Source organism: Streptomyces sp. 3MP-14 (assembly GCF_006334905.2).
Taxonomy (GTDB): Bacteria; Actinomycetota; Actinomycetes; order Streptomycetales; family Streptomycetaceae; genus Streptomyces; species Streptomyces triticirhizae.
In genome coordinates this window covers 296,391-314,012 of the sequence record NZ_VDLZ02000002.1, presented here as the reverse complement: position 1 = coordinate 314,012, position 17,622 = coordinate 296,391, and the positions used below count along the sequence as shown (strand labels likewise).

General features: G+C 76.7%; 14 protein-coding genes. 8 read left to right on the top strand and 6 right to left on the bottom strand.

The genetic code is table 11. From position 1 onward, the window contains the following. Positions 1–4 precede the first annotated feature (4 nt). The 5 genes from FH609_RS03735 to FH609_RS03715 are packed head-to-tail and all read right to left on the bottom strand — an operon-like array spanning position 5 to position 6,341. Entirely contained in the window at positions 5–883 is an 879-nt protein-coding gene (locus FH609_RS03735; RefSeq protein WP_139670360.1) for a S8 family peptidase, read from the bottom strand. Then, on the bottom strand, positions 880–4,125 hold the full coding sequence (locus tag FH609_RS03730) for an adenylate/guanylate cyclase domain-containing protein (protein WP_139670358.1): 3,246 nt from the start codon (positions 4,123–4,125) through the stop codon (positions 880–882). The genes FH609_RS03735 and FH609_RS03730 overlap by 4 nt, the downstream gene beginning before the upstream one ends. Before the next feature lie 58 nt (positions 4,126–4,183). Next, positions 4,184–4,447, bottom strand: a complete 264-nt coding sequence (locus FH609_RS03725; RefSeq protein WP_226961378.1) for an aroma-sacti cluster domain-containing protein — start codon at positions 4,445–4,447, stop codon at positions 4,184–4,186. Then, complete coding sequence (locus FH609_RS03720) at positions 4,444–5,205, bottom strand: iron-containing redox enzyme family protein (protein WP_139670356.1); 762 nt, start codon at positions 5,203–5,205, stop codon at positions 4,444–4,446. Before FH609_RS03720 ends, FH609_RS03725 begins: the two co-directional genes overlap by 4 nt. Continuing rightward, entirely contained in the window at positions 5,202–6,341 is a 1,140-nt protein-coding gene (locus FH609_RS03715; protein WP_226961377.1) for a radical SAM protein, read from the bottom strand. Before FH609_RS03715 ends, FH609_RS03720 begins: the two co-directional genes overlap by 4 nt. A 349-nt stretch (positions 6,342–6,690) precedes the next feature. Here FH609_RS03715 and FH609_RS03710 point away from each other — a divergent pair, with 349 nt between their 5' ends. The 7 genes from FH609_RS03710 (at position 6,691) to FH609_RS03680 (ending at position 14,805) form a co-directional block, all read left to right on the top strand. Further along, positions 6,691–6,891, top strand: coding sequence for a hypothetical protein (locus FH609_RS03710; RefSeq protein WP_122184369.1), 201 nt, complete (start codon positions 6,691–6,693; stop codon positions 6,889–6,891). Between the two features lie 113 nt (positions 6,892–7,004). Continuing rightward, positions 7,005–7,217 carry a hypothetical protein gene (locus FH609_RS03705; RefSeq protein WP_139670354.1) on the top strand — a complete coding sequence of 71 codons (213 nt, stop codon included), beginning with the start codon at positions 7,005–7,007 and terminating at the stop codon, positions 7,215–7,217. A 124-nt stretch (positions 7,218–7,341) separates the two neighbouring features. After that, entirely contained in the window at positions 7,342–10,128 is a 2,787-nt protein-coding gene (lanKC, locus tag FH609_RS03700; RefSeq protein ID WP_139670352.1) for a class III lanthionine synthetase LanKC, read from the top strand. After that, positions 10,125–11,426: an MFS transporter gene (locus FH609_RS03695; protein WP_193317984.1), complete on the top strand. Its 1,302-nt coding sequence runs from the start codon at positions 10,125–10,127 to the stop codon at positions 11,424–11,426. The genes lanKC and FH609_RS03695 overlap by 4 nt, the downstream gene beginning before the upstream one ends. 63 nt (positions 11,427–11,489) lie before the next feature. Further along, entirely contained in the window at positions 11,490–12,515 is a 1,026-nt protein-coding gene (locus tag FH609_RS03690) for an MsnO8 family LLM class oxidoreductase (protein ID WP_193317983.1), read from the top strand. A 98-nt stretch (positions 12,516–12,613) separates the two neighbouring features. Beyond that, positions 12,614–13,666, top strand: a complete 1,053-nt coding sequence (locus tag FH609_RS03685) for a FecCD family ABC transporter permease (RefSeq protein WP_139670346.1) — start codon at positions 12,614–12,616, stop codon at positions 13,664–13,666. A 71-nt stretch (positions 13,667–13,737) separates the two neighbouring features. After that, entirely contained in the window at positions 13,738–14,805 is a 1,068-nt protein-coding gene (locus FH609_RS03680; RefSeq protein ID WP_226961376.1) for a FecCD family ABC transporter permease, read from the top strand. Between the two features lie 31 nt (positions 14,806–14,836). Here FH609_RS03680 and FH609_RS03675 read toward each other — a convergent pair whose 3' ends face one another. Then, the gene (locus FH609_RS03675) at positions 14,837–15,817 is read right to left on the bottom strand and encodes an ABC transporter substrate-binding protein (protein WP_193317982.1); all 981 of its coding nucleotides are present in this window, start codon (positions 15,815–15,817) and stop codon (positions 14,837–14,839) included. Positions 15,818–15,922: 105 nt separating this feature from the next. Between FH609_RS03675 and FH609_RS03670 the strand changes: the two genes are divergently transcribed. Next, positions 15,923–17,575, top strand: coding sequence for a (2,3-dihydroxybenzoyl)adenylate synthase (locus FH609_RS03670; protein WP_139670344.1), 1,653 nt, complete (start codon positions 15,923–15,925; stop codon positions 17,573–17,575). Positions 17,576–17,622 lie beyond the last annotated feature (47 nt).

Here is a 17,622-nt window from a genome sequence, read left to right as displayed (position 1 = left end):
TACCTCATCTCTCGTGACGGGTCCGCCGGTCGGCGGACGGCGGGGAGGTGACCGCCTCGGCGGAACGGGCGTCGGCCGGATGGACGTTGGCGGCCGTCAGGTAGAGGACGGTCTTCAGCTGGAACGGCGTCAGCCCGGGGTGGCGGGCCAGGATCTGGGCACAGCGGCCGGCGATCCTCGGTGCGGCGAAGCTGTTGCCCGTGGTGCGGGTGACGCAGCGGCCGGTCCAGGCGACCCGCACGTCCTGCCCCTTGGCGAAGAACTCCACCGGGGGGCTGGGGTTGTAGAGGTGCGGCTCGGGGTCGGCCTCCTGGTGGCTGCCGACGGAGAAGACCGTGCCGAACCGCCAGGGGAAGCTCTCCACCGGCAGGTTGTGGGCGGAGGCGACCAGGACGGTGCCGTCGAAGTAGGCGGTGTCGGCGAGTTCGCGGAGCGCGCCGACGAACCGGGAGTGGGTGGTGGAGAGGCTGAGGTTGATGACGTCGAAGCGCTGCTCGACGGCCCAGCGGAGCCCGGCGAGGAGGAACGCGCCGCTGCCGGAGAAGTTCTCGCCCAGGACGCGGACGCTGTGCACCTCGCAGTCGGGCGCGACCTCCCGGACGATCCCGGCGCAGGCCGTGCCGTGGCCGCAGGGGTCGTCGGCGTCGGTGGGCACGACGCGGGGCGTTCCGTCGTCGCCCTCGACGACCGCGTGCGAGGAGGCGACCTGGCCGACCATCGGGTGGTCGCCCTCGACGCCGCTGTCCACGACGCACACCCGCACGCCGCGCCCGGTGGAGCCGCCCCAGGCCCACTCGGGGGTGATCCCGGCCGGGGCGGCGGCGAACACCGCGATGTCCTCGGGGCCCCGGTCGCGCAGCCCCCAGCTCAGCGCGCCGTTCACCGGTCCCCTCCCCCGCTCCGCGCCGGGCGGCCGCCGGCCGCCGTTCGCCGGGCGCGCGGGTTGAGCCGGGAGGCGGCGTGCGCGAGCAGCGAGATGGTGGTGTCGCGGCCGACCCGGTGGCCCTTGGCGGCGTAGAGGCGGACGGCCTCGCCGGCCGAGGCGACGGCCCTGGCGGGCAGGTCGGCCGCCAACTGGACGCGGGCCAGGTCGAGATGGGCGGTGGCCCGGGTCAGCGGGGAGTCGGTGGTCTCGGCGGCAGCCACGGCGCGGGCGGCCAGGGCACGCGCCGTGGCCGGCTCGCCGGCCAGCGAGGCGTCCAGGGCGCGCAGCCCGTGCAGGTCGGCGGCGTCGGCCGGGCGGAGGGTGGCGGCGTCCGCTTCGAGGAGCCCGGGGGCGGGGCGCGCGCCGCGCGTGAGGTGGAGGCGGGCCAGCTCGCGGGAGGCGGTGGCCAGCAGGGCGGGCGCGCCGACGGCGCGGCACTGCTGGACGGCCGCCCACAGCAGGGGCTCGGCCGCCTCCGGCCGGCCGGCCAGCACCTCGACGCCGGCGGCGAACAGCGGGGCGAAGCCGGCGGCTTCGGCGTAGCCGAGGCCGGCGGCGAGCCGGTCGGCGGTGGCCAGGCAGGCGCGGGCCTCGCCGGTGCGGCCGGTCAGCGCCAGCAGGTTGGCGAGCGGATAGCTGAGGGTGACGGTGGCGGTGGCGTTGCCCGGGCCGTGCTCGGCGAGCAGCGCGCGGCAGCGCTCGATGGCCTCGGGCGCCGGCGTCGGCCCGTGCCAGAGGGAGACGCCCAACGCGCCGAGCGCGATGGCGCGTTCGGGGGCGACGCCGGCGGCGACGGCGTGGTCGAGGGCGGTGGCGAGCAGCCGGGCGGCGGAACGGTGGCGGCCGGCGAGCTGCCGGTCCTGGGCGATGCGGATCTGGGCCCTGGCCAGGCCGAGCCGGTCGCCGGCGGCCTGGAAGACGGGCATCGCGGCGTGCGCGGCGTCGGCGGCGGTGCCCTGCTCGCCCTCGGGGTCGAGGGAGGCGAGTTGGAGCCGGGCGTGGGCGTGGGCGAGCCGGTCGCCGGCGCGGGCGGAGACGGCGAGGACCTTCCGCAGCAGCGCGCCGCCCTCCTCGGCGCGGCCGAGCGCCAGCCAGGTCTCGCCGAGGCCGAGCGCGGCCGCCGTCCAGCTCGGCTCGTCGGACTCGCTGTGGCGCAGGGCGCGTTGGTGGAGTTCGGCGGCCCAGCCGAGGTCGGCGCGGGCGAGCGCGTGGCGGCCGGCCTCGGCGAGCGCGCGGGCTGCGCGGCCGCGCAGCGCCCGGGTGCGCGGCCCGAGCTGGCCCAGCTCCCGCAGGTGGAGATACGCCTGTTCGGTGTGGTGGGCGGTGAGCGCGGCGCCGGTGCCGGCCCGGGCGGCGAGCCGCTCGTGCCAGGTGGCGCGGCGCCGCTTGCTGAGGCCCCGGTAGGCGACGTCGCGCAGCAGCCCGGAGCGGAACTGGTGGGCGCCGGGCGCGCCGCCGGGCGCGGGCTCCAGCAGGCCGCGCCGGGTCAGCTCGTCGAGCGCCTCGGGCGCGGCCCCGTCCTCGGGGGTGCCGGCGAGCAGGAGGTCGACCTCGGCGGTGGTGAAGCGGCGGCCGACGACCGCGCCGGCCTCCAGCGCGGCGCGCGTCGGCCCGTCGAGGCCGTCGATGCGGGCGGCGAGGACGGCGGTTACGGTGACGGGCAGGCGGCCGGGGTCGGTGGCGTCGCCGCCGTCGGCGGCCCAGGCGAGGAGCTGTTCGAGGTGGAGCGGGTTGCCCTCGGCGCGGCGGATCGCGGCCTCGCGCACGCCGCTGGAGAGCGGGCCGGCGCGGCCCACGAGGTGCTGGGCGGCGGCGAGGCGGCGGGCGGCGGCGTCGGGCAGCGGGCCGAGCGGCAGGTGGTGGACGGCGCCGGTTCGTTGATCGACTTCCGGTCGTTCGACGGCGCACGGTGCCTCGGCGGCGCCGGTTCGTTCGTCGGCGTCGGGTGTCTCGTCGGCGCACGGTGCCTCGGCGGCGCCGGCTCGTTCGGCGGCGCCGGTTCGTTCGTCGGCGTCGGTTCGTTCGTCGGCGTCGGGTGTCTCGTCGGCGTCGGGCGGCGTGAAGTCGACGGCCCGGGGCGGGCGTTCCCGGGTGGGGCGGCCGGACCGGAGCAGCAGCACCGGCCGGTCGGCCAGCGTCTCCGCCAGCCCGCGCAGCCCGCCCAGCAGCGCCGGCCTGGCCCACTGGGCGTCGTCGAGGACGAGGGCCAGCGGACGGCGGCGGGAGAGTTCGGCCAGCAGGGTCGCGACGGCGCCCCAGGTCGCGGCGACGGAGGGGCTGGGCGTGCCGTCGGCCAACAGTCCGCCGCGCAGCACCTCGTGGGCGGCGCCGCCCTCGCCCGACGGCACGCCGGTGTGGCGCAGCAGGGCGGTGAGGGCGTCGGCAAGCGGGGCGAGGCTCGCCTCGTCGCCGTGGCCACGGCAGCTGGCGGCGCCCACCGGCACGCCGTCGGCGGCGAGTTGGGCGAGCCAGGCGCGCAGCAGCCGGGTCTTGCCGATGCCGGCCTCGCCGGTCACCGTGACCAGGCGGGCGGCGGGACCGGTGGTCACGTCCCTCCAGTGCTCGCCCAGCCGCCGCAGTTCGGCGTCGCGGCCCACCAGGGGCGCCGCGTCGGGCGGGGTGTCGGCGCCCGCGCCGCGCGGGGCGAGCCCGAGAAGCCGGAACGCGCGGACCGGCTCGCGCTTGCCCTTCAGGCGCAGCGGGCCGAGCGGCGCGACGTCGGCGTCGGCGCCGAGCAGCAGGCGGGTGGCGGGGCCGATGAGGATCTGCCCGGGCGGCGCGGCCTGTTCGAGGCGGGCGGCGACGTTGACCACCTCGCCGGAGACGAAGGTGCCGTCGGTGGGCTCGCCCGAGGTGACGACCTCCCCGCTGTTGACGCCGATCCGCACCTCCAGGGTGCTGCCGACCTCGGCGGCCAGCTCCTCGTTGAGCGGCTTGAGCGCGGCGATCATGTCGAGCGCCGCGGCCGCCGCGCGGCGCGCGTCGTCCTCCCGCACGCGGGGGACGCCGAAGACGGCGACCACCGCGTCGCCGATGAACTTCTCCACGGTTCCGCCGCGCGCCTCGACGCCGGCGCGCATCGCCTCGAAGTAGCGCAGCACCACGGCGCGGAGCGTCTCGGGTTCGAGGACCCCGGACAGCTCGGTGGAGCCGACGAGGTCGCAGAAGAGCGCGGTGATCATCTTGCGTTGCTCGGGCACGGTGTGACTCCCTCGGTGTGCGCCCGGTGGGCCCTGGGCCCGTTCGACAACCCGGACCTCAGAACAGGGCGGCGCCGGCCACGGCGGCGTGCGCCCTGACCTCGGGCTCCACCGCGTCGAGGCGGGACTTGATGTCCAGCACCAGGGCGAGTTCGTCCGGGGTGAGCGCGGCGAAGACGGCGCGCTGCTCCGGGGTGAGGGAGGGCACGGGGAAGCCGGCGTCGGCGAGTTCGCGCAGGGTGCGCGCGGCGGCGGCGGCGTCGTCGTCGGCGGCCGCTGGGCTGCCGGCGTTGCCTTCGGGCGGGTGCGGCGTGGCGGTCATGGCGTGCGGGCCTCCTTCGGGGCGGTGGGGGCGGCCGGGGTCAACAGGGTGGCCGGCGTCAACAGGGGCGGTGCGGCGGACAGTTCGGCCAGCACGTCCAGCAGCGCGGCGACGGTGTGCAGGGCGCTCAGCCGGGCCGCGCGCCGGGCGCGTTCGGTGGTGACGCCGGCGTCGAGCGCGGCGACCACCTCGGCGCTGTGGCCCGGGTCGGCCTCGGCGTGCAGCCGCACCGAGTCGAACGCGGCCGGCGGCAGCCCGGTCCGCTCGGCCAGCAGCGCGGGCAACGCGGCGTGCGGGGCGTGGAGTTCGAGGACCAGGATGTAGCCGAGGAGCGCGGCCGGGTGGTGGTGGCTGACCCAGTAGTACGGAGCGCCGACCAGCCGGGCCACGGCGGCCGACGGCGGTTCCTCGAACGCGCGGGCGGGGTCGAGGCCGACGGCGGCCAGGTCGTCGAGCAGCCAGTCGTCGTGGTGGCGCTCGCGGTCGATGTGCGCGTCGAGGAAGCCGGCCAGGGCGTCGGCGCCCGGCTCCCCGGCGATGCCCGGCGCCCCGGGGTCGGACGGGAGGGCACGGCAGCGGCGCGCGGCCAGCTCCATCAGGGGCACGGAGGCGCGGATGACGGCGTGCATGGTGGTGAGGTAGCGCGCATAGCGCTCTCTGAGCCCCTCGGGGCGCCAGAGCGCGGCGGACGCGCGGTGCAGCGCCGGGGACAACGGCTCGACGAGGGCGCGCAGTTCGTGCCCGGCCGGCGCCCTCACGACGCGCCCCCCGACTGCCCCGACTGCCCCGGCTGGCTCGGCTGGCTCGGCTGGCTCGGCCCGCCGGCCGTCTCGTCGAGGAGGTGCGCGTGCCGGGGGCTGCCGTGCCGGGCGACGAGCGCCACCGGGTCGCCGGCGGACAGGGCGCGGGCGGCGGCCTCCTGGAGCAGTTCGCCGCAGGCGCCCTCGCCGACCCGCCGCGCCCAGCGGCGGGCGGCCGGCAGCTCGCCGAGCCGGTGGCAGGTGGCGCAGTAGCCGGCCGGCGCCGAGCCCGGCGGCGCGCCGGCGCGGGCCGCGATGTGCACCGGCCCCACGGTGCGGATCATGCGCAACAGCGGGTCGCGTCGGGCCCGTTGGAGCACCCCGTGCCAGCTGTCGGTGGCCACCGAGCCGACCCGCAGCTGGGCCGGGCGGCGCCGGCCGTCCACCACGTCCTGCTGGCAGCAGGCGGTGATCGCGCCGTCGGCGGCGACCACCGGCCAGGCCGCCAGCTCGCAGGGCGCGGCGGCCGAGGGCGGGGGCGGCGGCCCGGCGGCCGGCACGCCGGGCAGCGCGGCGCCCCGGCCGAGCGGCCGCACCAGGCCGACCAGCAGCGGGACGGCGTGGCCGAGGCGGGCGGTCACGTCGGCGGCCAGCTCGTCCGGGTAGGGGTCGTCGGGTCCGGCGGCCAGCGCGTGGAGGCTGACGGCGACGCCGGTCGCGGCCAGCGTCTCCAGCGCGGTCAGCAGGTCGCGGCGCGGGACCTCCCGCTCGTGGTGGGCGTCGGCGCTCAGCGAGAAGTGGTCGACGGCGGCGGCCACCCGCCGCACGGCCGGCGGAAGTTGGCCGCCGACGGCGAAGAAGCCGCCGGAGAGCACGGCGGTGCGGGTGCCGGCCTCGCGCGCGGTCTCGGCCGCCTCGACAACCAGGCCGGGCCGGGTCAGCGGCTCGCCGCCGGTCAGCATCAGCACCTCGGGTCGGCAGTCGGGGGTGAAGGTGCGCAGAAAGCGCAGCAGGTCGGCGGCGTCGAGATCGCGCCCTTCGCGGGTGGCGGCCAGCGAGCAGTGGGCGCAGCGCAGCGGGCAGCGTTCGGTGAGGGTGACGAGGAGTCCGGCGCCGACGGTCTGGCGCAGCGACATCAGGTCGGTGAGCCGCACGCGGGCCTCCTTGACTCCAGCCTTCTCCGGCGTCCGGTATCGGTGACGTTCCTCGGCCCCGTCCCCGGCCCGGCGAGCGTCCGGGCCCGGGCGGGGGCAACGGGCATTCTGCGCGGCGGCGGCTGCCGTCCGGTTGCGGAACGGTATGAGTGCGGGTCGGGGCGGTGCGCGGGGCCGCGCGCCGGGCGGCGGGGCGCCGTCGGGAACGGCAACGGCCGCCGGCTGCCTGGGCGTTCACCGCTTGGCAACCGTTTCTCTTCCGGCCCTCCCTACCTTCCTCCCGGCGTGCGCTTCCCGCTCGGGGACGCCACGCCGTCCACGTAGGACCCCGACTCAAGGAGGAAGCTCCATGGCGGAGACCAACGAGCAGCCGACGCAGGAGAGCGAGGCGGCCAAGGCGGCCAGCGCCGTCGAGGTGGCCGCGCACGCGATGGCCGGCGCGGTCCTGGAACTCCAGCGCCTGGCGCCGGAGAAGCAGGCCGAGACCGCCCTGGGCGCGCAGAGCAGCGGCTCCTGTGGCGCCGTCAGCTGCATCTTCGACCCCGCCTGACGGGCGCGCCGGCTGACACACGGCACACGAGACCGGCCGGGGCGGGCGAACACGGCCCGCCCCGGCCGGCCACCGTTCGACATCCCGATCCGGTCCCTTCAGGGAGGAAGCACGTGGCTGACACCGTCGAGCACCCCACTCCGCCGCAGGGCGGCACCGGCCCCAACGACACCACCGACAGAACGGCCGAGGTGATCGCCCACGCCATCGCCGGCACCGTGCTGCGGCTCCAGCGCCTGTCGCCGGAGCGGCAGGCGGAGACCGCGCTCGGCGCGCAGAGCAGCGGCTCCTGCGGGGTCACCAGCTGCATCTTCGACCCCGCCTGACCGAGCGCCCGGCCGCACGGGCGAACCGTACGACCGACGCGCCACCGGCCGGCGCCGCCCCGCACGGCGCCGGCCGGCCCAACCCCCGCACGGCACCCGGCTTTCCAGAGAGGACAACGCGGCGATGAAGGTGGAGTGGGAGACGGTCCAGGCGTATATGGCGCACCATCCGCGCTGGTTCGAGAACCCGGAGCGCCGTCAGCCGGACGCGCGGCACCTGGCGCTCTACCGGTCCGTCATCCCCGGCGACTGGCGGCTGTCGCGCCGCGGGTACTGGCTGATCGCCACGCCGCCCGGGGTGCCGGCGGTCGCGCAGGGGTGGAAGCTGCACGTCTCGGCGACCTCGGCGACGACGGAGGCCACGCTGCGCGCGGCGCTGCCGGTGTTGCGGGACGCGGCGGTGCACTTCAAGTTCCTGATGGACGCCTCGGCGATGCGGGAGAACAACGGGAAGCTGATCTCCCGGGGCGCCAGCGGCAAGTTCCTCACCGTCTACCCGGCCGACGAGGCGGAGTTCCGCGCGGTCGGCGACGCGTTGACCCGCGCGCTGGACGGCTTCGACGGGCCGATGGTGCTCTCCGACCGGCGCTACCCGGGTTCGCGGGTGGTGCACTACCGGTACGGCGGCTTCCAGACGATCTCCCGGGTGCTGCCGGCGGGGAACCGGGAGCTGCTGATCCACACGCCGGACGGCGAGCCGGTCGTCGACATCCGCCACCCCTACTTCCACGTGCCCGACTGGGCGAAGGACCCGTTCCCTGCCGAGGCGCCGCGCGGCTCGGGAAGGGCATCCGGCTCGGGAAGCGCGACCGGCTCGGGCGGCTCCGGCGGGGAGATCACCCTGGCGAACGGCCGGTTCACCGTCACCAGCGCGATGCGGTTCACCAACCGGGGCGGCCTCTACCGCGCGGTGGACAACGAGACCGGCGCCGACGTGGTGCTGCGCGAGGCGCGGCCCGGCGTCCAGGTCGGCCCCGAGGGCCTGGACGCGGTCGAGCTGCTGCGGCACGAGCACACGATGCTCACCGAGCTGGCCGACACGGACCTGTTCATCCGCCCGGTGGCCTACTTCACCGAGTGGGAACACGCCTTCCTGGCCGAGGAGTTCGTGCCCGGCACCCATCTGGGCCACCTGAGCGTGGTGCACAACCCGATCTACACGCTGGAGCTGAGCCCCGAGAAGCTGACGGACTACTACGACCGGTTCCGTGGCCTGTGGCTCCAGGTCGCCGACGCCATCGCGGCCTGCCACGAGCGGGGCATCGTGCTGGCCGACCTGTCGCCGACCAACATCATGGTCACCCCGGACGACCGCATCCGCGTCATCGACCTGGAGTCGGCGTTCCACGAGGGCGCGCGGGAGGGCGCGGCGCGCGGCGCCGGCCTGTTCACGCCGGGCATGACGACCCGCCGCGCGATGCTCGCCCGGCGCGGCGACCGGGCCAGCGACTACTACGCGCTGGGCGGGATCATCCTCGGCTGCGTGCTGCTGTGCTTCCAGCCGGACATCATCGACCCGACCATCCCCCGCCGGGTGCTGGCGGAGGCGGCCGGCGAGCTGGACCTGCCGCCCGAGCTGGTCTCCCTCATCACCGACCTCTACCAGGAGAACGCGCCGGCGCCCGACCCGGCCGCGCTGCGCCGGCGGATCGAGGAGCTGCCGCTGACCACGCACTGGCGGCGCCCCGCGCCGCTGGCGCTGCCGCCGGAGCCGGACGCGGCGGCGACGTCCGCGCTGCACAAGCGGATCGACACCGTGCTCGACGGCGTGGTGGCGTACTGCGCCGAGACCGCCGACACCTCACGCACGGACCGGCTCTTCCCCACCGACCTGCTGGTGTTCGAGACCAACCCGCTGTGCCTGGCGTTCGGCGCCTACGGCACCCTCTACGCCACGCACCGGCTGACCGGCACCGTGGACGAGACGCTGCTGGGGTGGGCGTTGCGCCAGCCGGCGTCCCCTGACCGGCTGCCGCCCGGGCTGTACTACGGGAGCGCGGGGGTGGCCTGGGCCCAGTCGGCGCTCGGCTACCCGGAGTTGGCGGTGCGGACGCTGCGGGACGCGGCCGACCATCCGCTGCTGCACGCCGGCCCCGGGGTGCTGTCGGGCGCGGCCGGGCACGGCATGGCGTGCCTGCGGGTGTGGCGGGACAGTGGGCGGGAGGAGTTCCTTCAGCGGGCCCGGGAGATCGCGGCGTGGCTGGCGGTGACCGCGCACCGGGACGGCGGGCTGGCCTCGTGGCCGGACCCGGAGGGCGGCACGCCGGTCGGCTACGCGCACGGCGCCTCGGGCGTGGCGCTGTTCCTGCTGGCGCTGCATGGGGCGACGGGCGAGCGGGAGCCGCTGGAACTCGGCCGCGCCGCGCTGGAGTTCGACCTGTCCCAGGCCATCTTCCAGTCCGGCGGCCGGTACTCGTTCCCGTCCCGCGCGGTCGAGGGCGACGAGGAGGTGGCCGTGGTGCGGCACTACTGGGACGAGGGAACGGCCGGGGTGCTGACCACCCTGCTGCGCTACCACCAGGTGACGGGCGAGGCGGCGCTGCGGCGGCGGATCGACGAGCTGCTGCCCGACGTGTGCCGGAAGTTCACGGTGCTGCCACAGCTGTTCCGTGGCACCAGCGGGCTGGGCAACGCGGTGCTGGACGCCTACGAGTTCCTGGGCGACCCGGCGCTGCTGGCGGAGGCGGAGCGGATGGCCGGCGCGGTGCTGTGCATGGCCATCGACCGGCCGGAGGGCGTCGTCTTCCCCGGCGAGCAGACGTTCCGGGAGAGCTGCGACCTCGCCACCGGCTCGGCCGGCATCGCGCTCTTCCTGGACCGGGTGCGGCACGCCAGGCCGGGAGCGCGGAGCAACGGGAACTTCGTGCTGGACGACCTGCTGCCCGCCGCGCCCGGGGCGGGCCGGCCGTGACAACGGACGCGGCGCCGGCGGAGGCGGCGGCGCCGGCGCCCCGACCGCTGCGCGCCAACCGGGACTTCCGGCTGCTGTGGGTCGGGCAGGCGCTCTCGGACTTCGGCGCCTCGATGACGTTCGTGGTGCTGCCGCTGGCGCTGCTGGGCGGCGGGCACTCGCCGCAGGCGGCCAGCACCATCGGCACGGCGGTGCTGGTGACGGCGATGCTGGCGCGGCTGCCCGGCGGCTATCTCGCGGACCGGTTCCGGCACCGGACGCTGATGCTGGTCGCCGACGTGGCGCGGTGCGCGATGTTCGCGGTGGTCGCGGTGTGGACGTTCCTGGGCGACCTGCCGCTGTGGCTGGCGGTGGTGTCGGTGATGGTGGCACAGCTGGGCGTGGAGCTGTTCAAACCGAGCCAGAGCGCGGTGGTGCGGCGGGTGGTGCCGGCCGGTCAGCTGCCGACGGCGATGTCGTTGAACCAGGCGCGCGGCTACGCGGCGGAGATCGCGGCCCCGGCGGCGGCCGGGCTGCTGGTGGCGGTGGAGCTGGGCCTGCCGTTCGCGGTGGAGGCGGCGACGTTCGCCGCCTCGGCGGTCTGCGTCTGGTTCCTCTCCCCCACCGCCCGCGCCAGCCGGGCATCCGAGCCGCCGCCGGCCGACCGGGCGCCGCGCGCCGACCAGGACCGACGGCCCGGGGACGGCGAGCGGTTCTGGCGCCGGATGACGGCCGGCCTGCGCTATGTGGCGGCCAACCGCTTCCTGCGCACCCTGGCGGTGCTGGCCACCGGCCTCAACTTCCTCTTCCAGGCGCTGGTCTACGCCCTGATCCTGGGCCTGGGACAGCGGGACGGCGGCAGCGGCGCGGTGGGCGCTGCGCTCAGCGCGGCGGCGGTGACCGGGCTGCTCGGCTCGGTGGTCGCGCCGTTCCTCCAGCGGCGGCTGCGCATCCAGCTGCTGGTGGCGGCCGGGCCGGCGCTGGCCGCCGCGCTGCTGGCGGTGGCGTGGGCCGGCGGCAGCGAGCTGGCGTTCGCCGGGTCGCTCGCCGCGATGAGCCTGCTGACGCCGGTGATCGCCGCCTCGCTGGCGGTGCTGCTGGCGACGATGGTGCCGCGCGAGATCTATGGCAGGACCACGGCGGCGATCGGCTTTGTCACCGAACTCTTCCAGCCGCTGGGCCCGTTGGCGGCCGGGCTGCTGCTGGCGGGGCTGCCGCTGACCGGGGTGGCCGCGCTCTTCGCCGCCGGCTTCGGCGTGCTGGCGGTCCTCGCGCTCTTCCTGCCCGCCCCGACGCCGAACCCCGCCCCTGCCGACTGACTGTCTGTTCGCTTGGCCGACTCCCGCTCAACTGCCCGTTTCCGCCGACCGTTGGAGGCATCCGTGATCCCGCTCTCCGTCCTCGACGTGGCCGTCATCCCTCCCGGCGGGACGGCCCGCGAGACCCTGTTGGACGTCGTGGAGGTGGCGCGGGCCGCCGACCAGGCCGGCTACCGCCGGTTCTGGGTGGCCGAGCACCACACCTCGCCACGCTGCGCCGGGAGTTCGCCGGCGGTGCTGATGGCGCACCTGGCGGCGGTGACCCGGCGGGTGCGGGTCGGCTCGGGCGGGGTGATGCTGCCCAACCACGCGCCGCTGGCCGTGGCGGAGCAGTTCGCCGTGCTCCAGGCGCTCCACGACGGCCGCGTCGACCTGGGCGTCGGCCGCGCCACCGGCGGCAACGAGCACGCCGCGCTGCTGGACCGCGCGCTGCGCACCTCGCCGGCGGCGCGGGACGCGTTCCCCGAGCTGATCGACGAGCTGCTGGGCTTCCTGCACGACGACTGGCCCGAGGGCCATCCGCTCGCCGCGCTGCGGATGTCGCCGCTGCCGGCCGAGCCGCCCGAGGTGTTCGTGCTGGGCTCGACGGAGAACGGCGGGCGGGTGGCGGCCTCCCGTGGCCTGCCGTTCGTCTTCGGCGGGCACCTCGGCCCCAGGTCGCGCCCGACCGCCCTGGCCCGCTACCGCGCTGAGTTCCGGCCCGGCCGGCACGGGCCGGCCGGGCCGAGGGTGATCGCCTCGGTCAACGTGCTGTGCGCCGAGAGCGACGAGGAGGCCGCCCGGCTGGCGTGGGAGACCAGCGAGGCCCAGGTGGTGGAGGCGCACGCGACGCGCTCGCCCGGCCAGCCGCTGTCGCCGGCGCGGCAGCGACATCTGACCCAACAGAACCTGGCCGAGGTGCAGTTGGTCCAAGGCGAGCCCGCGAGCGTGGCCGCCGGGCTCGCCGATGTCGCCGCCACCTGGGGCGCGGACGAGCTGATGGTGGTCCCCTACGGGCTGACCGGCAAGGACCGCGCCCGCGTGCTGCACCTGCTGGCGCCCGAGACCAGCGCGACGCCCGAGACCGACGCGGTGCCGGGGCACGGCTGATCCCCGGCCTCGGGCGGCCCCGGCAACCCCCCGGCGGATGAGTAAGGTTAGCCTTACCTCACGAGCCCACGGTGGGGCTGCCGGGGAGAGGACGGGGCGTGGAGACGGTCGACGACGTCGCCGAACGGGCGGCGGGGGCCCCCGTTCCCCGACGGAGCCCGCTGGCCCGCGCCGGTGGACTGGCGCTGGCCGGCGTCGTGTTGGGGTGCCTGGTGGTGCTGAGCACCTGGCTCGGGGCCCGGGCGACCGGCCCCGGCGAGGTGCTGCGCGCGCTCTGGTCGGACGACGGCTCGTACACCGCCGCCCTCGTCCGCGAGCTGCGGCTGCCGCGCACCCTGACCGGCCTCCTGGTGGGCGCGGCGCTGGGCGCCGCCGGGGCGCTGATGCAGGCGCTGACCCGCAATCCGCTGGCCGATCCCGGCCTGTTGGGCGTCAACGCCGGCGCCTCCGCCGCCGTGGTCCTCGCCGTCGGGGTGCTGGGCGTGACGGACTTCGGGGGCTTCGTGTGGTTCGCGTTCGGCGGCGCGCTGCTGGCGACCTGCGCCGTGTACGCGCTGGGCGCCTCGGGGCGGGGGCGGGGCTCGCCGGTGCGGCTGGTGCTGGCCGGCGCCGCCGTCAGCGCCTGCCTGTCGGGGCTGATCGCGGGCGTCACGGTGTTGGACGCGGCGACCTTCGACTATCTGCGGTTCTGGACGGTGGGCTCGCTGGCCGGCCGGCGGCCCGAACTGGTCGCCGACCTGGTGCCGTTCGTGCTGGTCGGCCTCGTCCTGGCGCTGGCCCTGACGCGCCCGCTGAACGGGATCGCGCTCGGCGAGGACACCGCCCGCGCCCTCGGCGTGAACCTGGCGCGGACCCGGCTGCTGGGTGTCCTGGCGATCACCCTGCTGTGCGGCTCCGCGACGGCGGCGGCCGGGCCGATCGGCTTCGTCGGGCTGGTCGTTCCGCTGGTGGCCCGCCGGCTGACCGGGCCCGACCTGCGCTGGTCCCTGCCCTATGCGATGGTGCTGGCCGCCTGCCTGCTGCTGGCGGCGGACACGGCCGGCCGACTGGTGCTGCCCGAGGGCGAGTTGGAGGTGGGCGCGATGACCGCCGTGCTCGGCGCGCCGGTCTTTGTCGCGATGGTGCGCCGGCAGCGGGGGGCCGCCTCGTGACGGCCAACGGAACCGTCCCGGGAAGCCGGAGCCGCGCCGGGGCCGGCGGTCGGGTGGCCGGGGTCGTCCCCGTGCGGCTGTTCGCGGCGCGGGTGTCGTTCCGGTTCCGGCCGCGCCTGGCGCTGGTGGCGGCGTGGGCTTCACTGAGCTGCGTGGCGCTGGTCGGCGTGAGCCTGTGCGTGGGCGCCTACCCGGTCTCCGTTCCCGAGGTGGCCGAGGCCCTGTTCTATGGCACGGGCGACCGGCTGGCCGTGCACTTCGTCACCCAGGAGCGGCTGCCACAGGCGCTGGTCGCGGTGCTGGCCGGGGCGGCGCTCGGGGTCAGCGGCGCGGTCTTCCAGAGCATGGCCCGCAACCCGCTGGCCAGCCCGGACGTGATCGGCTTCAGCAGCGGCGCGGCCACCGGCGCGATCCTGGTGATCGTGCTGCTCGGCGGCGCCGCCCAGACGGTGGCGCTGGGCGCGGTCGGCGGCGGGCTGCTGGCGGCGGCCGTGGTCCTGGCGCTGGCCAGCGGGGGCGGCCTGGGCGGCGGCCGGCTGGTGCTGATCGGGCTCGGCGTGACGGCCGTCCTCGGCTCGGTCAACTCCTACCTGTTGACCAGGGCGGAGCTGAACACCGCGCAGAACGCGCACCTCTGGCTGATCGGCAGCCTGCACGGCCGCTCCTGGGGCGAGGTGGCGACGCTGCTCGTCGCGCTGGTGGCGCTGGTGCCGGCGATGGTCCCGCTGGGCCGGCACCTGCGCTGCCTGGAGTTGGGCGACGACGTGGCCGGCGGCCTCGGCCTCAACGTGGTCCGGGTCCGGCTGGCGCTGACCGGGCTCGGCGTCGCGCTGTGCGCGGTGGCGGTGTCCTGTGCCGGGCCGATCCCGTTTGTCGCGCTGGCCGCGCCGCAGATCGCGGTGCGGCTGACGCGCGGGCCCGGGGTGAGCCTGGCGGCGGCCGGCCTGACCGGCGCGGCCCTGCTGGCCGCCGCGCATCTGGTGGCCAACCAGCTGTTCGCCGCGCTGGCCTGGCTGGGCGAGCGGGTGGCCTGGCTGGCGCTGGTCGACGCCGACCAGCGCCATGTCCAGCTGCCGGTCGGCGTCGTGACGGCCCTGCTGGGCGGCGCCTATCTGGGCTGGCTGCTGCGCTCCCGCTGAGCGCGGCGCGCCCCCGGCCGGCGCCGCCCGTTCAGAGCTGCCGGAGGATCGCCTCGATCTCGTCCACCGCGCCGATGGCGAAGCGGTAGGAGCCGACGCCGTAGTGCCGTACGGGGAAGGCCCGTTGGGCGACGACGGGGGCCAGGTCGGCCCAGAGCGGGTTGGCCAGCAGCTCGGTGGTGGGCGCGGCGAGGGTGCCGTCGAACAGCTCCGGGTAGACCAGCACCGTGCAGTCCTGGAGGATCTCCAGTTCCTCGTAGGACTTCTCGACGAAGCCGGCCTCCTCCTCGGGCAGTCCGGCGCCGATGGTCAGGCCCAGGTCGCGCATGACGGTCAGCAGCGGCGAGCCGAGGAAGAACGTCCCGTTGGGGCCGCCGCTGACCGGGGCCCAGGTGGAGGCGGCGATCTGCTCGGCGTGCGTCTCGCGGACCTCGGCGAGCCGGTCCCGGTACTCGGTGCGGACGGCGGCGAGCCGGTCGGCGCGGTTGACCGCGTCGGCGACCCGTTCCGCCTGCTCGTGCCAGAGGTTGCCGCTGTCGGCCCAGTTGAAGTACACGACGGGCGCGATGGTGGTCAGCTCGCGGGTCTTCTCCTCGTAGAACTGGTCGAGGATCAGGTCGGGTTCGAGGGTGGCGATGGCCTGGGCGTTGGGCTCGCCCGGCACGCCGATGGTGGTGGCATCCCGGACAGCCCGGTAGATGTCGTCGGGCAGGGCGGTGCGGAGCGCGGTGCCCTCGGGCACGCCGACCGGGGCGAGCCCGACGTCGAAGAGCATCCAGACGCCGTAGTTGTCGGTGACGACGACGCGTTCGGGGTGCGCGGGCACGGCGATCTCGCCGTTGTCGGCCGCGACGGTCCGCTCGGCCGCGCCCGTCGGTTCGCCCTCGGCCGCCCCGTCGTCACCGCCGCCGCGCACCCCGCAGGCGGTGAGGCCGAGCAGGGCGCCGAGGCCGGCGGCGCCGCCGAGGAAGCGTCTGCGGTCGGGGGCGAAGGGGGCGGTGGTGCGGGTCACTTGAGACCTCCAGGGGAGCAGGCTGCGACGTCACCCCACCCGAGCTAAGGTGAGGCTAACCTAAGTTATCAGTCCGTAGTTATCAGTCCGCCCCAGGAGGCCCCGGTGTTCCCCCCGTTCGCTCCCGCCACCGCCGAGCGGCCGCCCGCGCCCTCCCTCACGCCCGCGCCCGACGCCTCGCCCGACCTCGGTCCCGACGCGCGGGCGACGCCCGGCTGGCCCGAGGAGTTCGCCGCCCGGTACCGGGCCGCCGGGCACTGGCGCGGCGAGACCGTCGGCCGCGCGCTGCGCGACCGGGCCGCCGCCCACCCCGACCGGGTGGCGCTGGTGGACGGGCCCCGCCGCTGGACCTACGGCCGGCTTGACGCGCTGGTGGACCGGATGGCCGCCGGGCTGGCCGCGCTGGGCGTCGCCAGGGGCGACCGGGTGGTCGTCCAACTCCCCAATGTCGCCGAGTTCTTCGAGGTCACCCTCGCCCTCCTCCGGCTCGGCGCCCCGCCGGTCCTCGCGCACCCCGAGCACCGGGAGGCCGAGCTGCGGAACCTCTGCTCGTTCACCGAGGCCCGCGCGCTGGTGGTCGCCGACGCGTGGGACGGGTACGACTTCCGGGCCCTCGCCGGCCGGGTCGCCGACGAGGTGCCCACCCTGCGGCACGTCCTGGTCGCCGGCCGGCCCGGGCCGCACACCCCGCTCGACTCCGTGCCCAGGGACCCGGTGCGCCCGCTGACCGGACCCGAGCCGGGCGACGTCGCGCTGCTGCGCCTCTCCGGCTCGACCACCGGCGCGCCCCGGCTCGTTCCCCGCACCCACGACGACTACCTGCACGGCCTGCGCGCCGCCAACGAGGCCGCCGGCATCGACCACACCACCGTCTATCTGTGCGCCCTGCCGGCGTCCGGCGCGCTGGCGTTGGGCGCCCCCGGCGCGTTGGGCACGCTGTGCGCCGGGGGGCGCGTGGTGGTCAGCCCCCACCCGGGCCCCGACACCGCGTTCCCGCTGATCGCCCGCGAACGGGTCACCACCACCGCCCTCGTTCCCCCGCTCGCCGCCCGCTGGATCGACGCGGCGGCCACCACCGCGCAGGACCTCGGCAGCCTCCGCCTGCTCCAGGTCGGCGGCGCCCCGCTCGACGAACGCACGGCCCGCCGCGTCTCCCCCGCGCTCGGCTGCGCCCTGCAACAGGTCTATGGCACGGCCGAGGGCCTGGTCAGCGCGACCCGGCTCGACGACCCGGTGGAGACCGTCGTCACCACCCAGGGCCGCCCGCTCTGCGCCGACGACGAGATCCGCGTCGTGGACGAGCACGGCGAACCCGTGCCGCCCGGCGCGGCCGGCCAGCTGCTGGTCCGGGGCCCGGGCACCGTCCGTGGCCACTGGCGCGCGCCCGAACACGACCGGCTCGCCTTCACCGCCGACGGGTTCCACCGCACCGGCGACCTGGTGCGGCGCACCGAGGGCGGCGCGCTGGTGGTCGTGGGGCGCGTCCGGCGGGGCATCAACCGGGGTGGCCAGCAGTTCGCGCCCGAGGAGGTCGAGAACCACCTGCTGGCGCACCCGGACGTGTACGACGCGCTGGTGGTCGGCGTTCCCGACGCGTTCCTCGGCGAACGCGTCACCGCCCGTCTCGTTCCCCGGCCCGGCGCGGCCCTCCCCACACCGGCGGCGATCCGCGCGTTCCTCCACGCGCGGGGCCTGGCCGCGTTCAAGATCCCCGAACGGGTCGAGGCGGCGCGGGACATGACGCACGAGGCCGCCTGACGCCGAGACAACCGGGCGCGGCGCGCGCGGAGTTGCCGGGCATCACG

Coding starts and splice junctions, on each gene's coding strand:
- FH609_RS03725 (WP_226961378.1), bottom strand. CDS start 4,447: ATGACCGCCACGCCGCACCCGCCCGAAGGCAACGCCGGCAGCCCAGCG.
- FH609_RS03710 (WP_122184369.1), top strand. CDS start 6,691: ATGGCGGAGACCAACGAGCAGCCGACGCAGGAGAGCGAGGCGGCCAAG.
- lanKC (WP_139670352.1), top strand. CDS start 7,342: ATGAAGGTGGAGTGGGAGACGGTCCAGGCGTATATGGCGCACCATCCG.